This window comes from Vibrio sp. V10_P2A27P122 (assembly GCF_963874335.1).
Lineage (GTDB): Bacteria > Pseudomonadota > Gammaproteobacteria > Enterobacterales > Vibrionaceae > Vibrio > Vibrio anguillarum.
Genome location: NZ_CAWNHY010000231.1, coordinates 1 through 2026 on the forward strand (window position 1 = coordinate 1; position 2026 = coordinate 2026).

The 2026-nt window shown below is 38.0% G+C and carries 2 protein-coding genes; both read right to left on the minus strand.

Annotated elements, in window-relative coordinates; all coding sequences use genetic code 11:
• Window positions 1-802 precede the first annotated feature (802 nt).
• Window positions 803-1243: a hypothetical protein gene (locus AACQ17_RS09605; protein ID WP_040122767.1), complete on the minus strand. Its 441-nt coding sequence runs from the start codon at window positions 1241-1243 to the stop codon at window positions 803-805.
• A gap of 165 nt (window positions 1244-1408) precedes the next feature.
• Window positions 1409-2008 carry a pentapeptide repeat-containing protein gene (locus tag AACQ17_RS09610; protein ID WP_094167803.1) on the minus strand — a complete coding sequence of 200 codons (600 nt, stop codon included), beginning with the start codon at window positions 2006-2008 and terminating at the stop codon, window positions 1409-1411.
• Window positions 2009-2026 lie beyond the last annotated feature (18 nt).

The window sequence follows — 2026 nt, forward strand, 5'->3', positions numbered from 1 at the left end:
CCGTATGAGAGGTTAGGTTAATATAATCTCCTACCCTAGGTACAGAATTTACACTTGACGGGTAATACGGACCATATTTTCCAATAATAACTGTAATGTCTATCATAATTTCAATTTCCTTTTGTTGTTTGATAAGAAGTTGAGCGCCAAACTCAAGCAGTTATGTGAGGTTAAGACGCTACTAATTTTAAATTTATTTTCTTATTTGCACTTTTTGCAGTTGGGAGTCTGTAGCTTTAATGCTTAGATTATTTTGTTCGAGGTCTTGCGGAGTTCCTTACTTACCTTAATAGCAATGTACACGGTAGCGGTAAGGTCTCGTATCGCAGCAGCGTTATCAACTGCAACCTGAACCAAGTGAGCAATGTCAAAGTGGAACGAGAATTGCAACACTAGGCCAATTTCAATCATAGAATGTCCTTCTTGATTCTGGGCATAGCCGCTCAGTACCAAGAGGGTAAAATATCTGTAGGTGCTTGTGACTCCTTTGCGGATATTATAAAACCCCTGCTTGTAACAGGGGAACTATCCTCTATGTTTACTACGGCACATAAGGACGGCTGCATTATACAGTGCAACATGTTTAATAAACAATTGGAAATTAGAGATACAACTCCCACATCCTTGATGTGACATAGATACATTTGTTTTTTTTTATGTGAAGGATTGTGTGAAGGTTAACGCCCGGTTAAGGGGTTGACAACGCACCACTTAACTCAAAAAACACGCCGTAAACGCTGAATTTCAATTTTGAACTAAAGTCGACGAGCGTTGGCAATCCCTCTTTAACCGTTTGTTATGCTTATTTTTTGAGCTTCACAACTTCACCACTCAATGCAACTCCAGCCATTACGGCTCCAGCACCACATTGAAAAGTATCGTTGCTTGAAGTGAGGTTGTTTTTGTAATTTGATTTGATATTAACTACTGCATTTCCACCCTCTTTTATCGCTCTGTCTTTAAGAGCAATCATGGCAGAAAGAAAAACCCAGTTGCACGCTTCTTCATCTGTTTTATTGAAAGCGTTCGTTTTTTTACTGGTTTTAAATTCACCTAATTCTTTGAGAACTTTGCCGTAACTCTGCTCGCCAAAGTAAAATGAAACTTCAGAGCCTAATTTAGATTTAGCCACTTCGGAGCTCATTGCCTTTGTAATCGAATAATTACCCACATCATCTCTAGCAAAAGTGTTAGATGAGAAGAAAGCCAGTGATGAAAGAGCTAGAATTGTTAATTTTTTCATTGTGATAAATTCCAAAATAGTTTGATTGTGACTAGAGCATAACGCCCGGCTAAGGGGTTGACAACGCACCACCGAACTCAAAAAACACACTGTAAACACTAAACTCCAATTTTGTACTAAAGTCGCCACGCGTTGGCAATCCCTCTTGAGCCGTTTGTTAGGCTATTAATCCACCAATTCAATACCTAAGCTTTCTAATAAGCTCAACGCTTCATATCGTGAAAACTTAGCCTTTTTAACGTTATTTTCTAGTACGTCAATGGAGTATGCTGTTGATTCACTGAAATCAACCCTTTGCAAATTTGTTCTCATAAATAAACTGTGGCTAAAATCACTATAAATCATTATTGAACCTGCAAAGTTACCTTCACGAAAATCAACATCATGCAACTTACATTCATCCAAAACCAATTCATTTAAGGTCAGGCCAAAGAAAGACGAGTCATTTAAAATACAACGCTTAAAACTTAGCTCAAAGTCCGAGTGATAAACTGGCCATGTCGCTTTCGTCCAATCAACGCCAACTAACTTACTGTCTTGAAATTTAAGCTCAAAGAGCTTTGAGTTTGTAAAATCCACCAAACTCAAATTGCAGCGTTCAAATGTGCAGTTTGTAAACTTACATTTCTGGAATTTAATCGCTGAAAAATCGCAGTCGGAGAATTGGCAATCTTCAAACTCGACGTCGCTATATTTCTCATCAGGTGAGGAAAGCTTCTCAAAAGAAACGTCGAAATATTGCTCATTATTTTTTAAATCTATCATCGTATCCTCTGAATAGCC

Coding starts and splice junctions, on each gene's coding strand:
- AACQ17_RS09605 (WP_040122767.1), bottom strand. CDS start 1,243: ATGAAAAAATTAACAATTCTAGCTCTTTCATCACTGGCTTTCTTCTCA.
- AACQ17_RS09610 (WP_094167803.1), bottom strand. CDS start 2,008: ATGATAGATTTAAAAAATAATGAGCAATATTTCGACGTTTCTTTTGAG.